1 pseudogene is annotated in these 327 nt (G+C 45.6%); it reads left to right on the forward strand.

Annotated elements, in window-relative coordinates:
• Positions 1-327: pseudogene (locus KH400_RS23475) on the forward strand (phosphoketolase); the annotation flags it as partial.

Here is a 327-nt window from a genome sequence, read left to right on the forward strand (position 1 = left end):
ATACGAAGCCCACGAGGGACGTATCTTGGACGCTCAATTGTCAGAGCACCAAGCTGAAGGTTGGTTGGAAGCTTACACGTTGACTGGTCGTGTTGGTGTATTTGCATCATACGAATCATTCCTACGTGTAGTTGACTCAATGATCACTCAACACTTCAAGTGGTTGCGTCACGCCTCAGAGCAATCATGGCGTAACGATTACCCATCATTGAACTTGATCTCAACTTCAACTGTATTCCAACAAGACCACAACGGTTACACTCACCAAGATCCAGGTATCTTGACGCACTTGGCTGAAAAGAAGTCAGACTTCGTTCGTCAATACTT

The organism is Desertibacillus haloalkaliphilus (assembly GCF_019039105.1).
In the GTDB taxonomy this organism is placed as follows: Bacteria; Bacillota; Bacilli; order Bacillales; family KJ1-10-99; genus Desertibacillus; species Desertibacillus haloalkaliphilus.